Raw genomic sequence first — 609 nt, forward strand, 5'->3', positions numbered from 1 at the left:
CGGCCATCTGCTGTACAACCGGGTCGCACCGGCCCGGGCGGCCCGGCCCGGCGGTCTCGCACCCATCCTGGCGGACCGGGCGCCGGTCGTCGATCTCGTCATCGTGTTGACCCCGGCTCTTGTCGATCTTCCGATGACGGCGGCGTCCGCCATGCAGGCGGATGCCGTCATCGTGGTCGCAACCGGCGAAACGCGGATCAAGGAGCTGTCGCGGGTCCTACGGGACTGGCCGGCGCTGTCCGAGCGGATGGTGGGTGTGGTTCACGACGGACGTCCGGGCCTGCGCCGGTCCACCGACCGTGGTGCTGCTTCGTCACGGGGCGTTTCGTCGCCGGCTGCCGTCGCACGTGTTGCCCCGTCACCGGGCGCGTCACGCGGAGAGGCTGCTGTCGGTTCCGCCAACACCACGGTGAGCCGCGGTGCCGCACCGGCAGGCCCGGTGTCCCGGCCACTGGTGGATGCTGCGCGCCGCACGACCGCCGACGCGGAGGCCACCGACCGCTATGCCCGTCCCACCGGCAAGCAGAGTTAGTGGTTTGCCGGTAGTGGTTTGCCGGCCTGACCTGACCTGCTCCGGTCCGTCCTCGCCGTCCTCGCCGCCGTGATCCT

At 71.4% G+C, this 609-nt stretch carries 1 pseudogene; it reads left to right on the top strand.

What is annotated here, in order from left to right:
• A pseudogene (locus tag DD1DGNOD_RS28755) lies at positions 1-532 on the top strand (hypothetical protein); the annotation flags it as partial.
• Between the last annotated feature and the right edge of the window lie 77 nt (positions 533-609).

This window comes from Candidatus Protofrankia californiensis (assembly GCF_900634765.1).
Classification (GTDB): domain Bacteria; phylum Actinomycetota; class Actinomycetes; order Frankiales; family Frankiaceae; genus Protofrankia; species Protofrankia californiensis.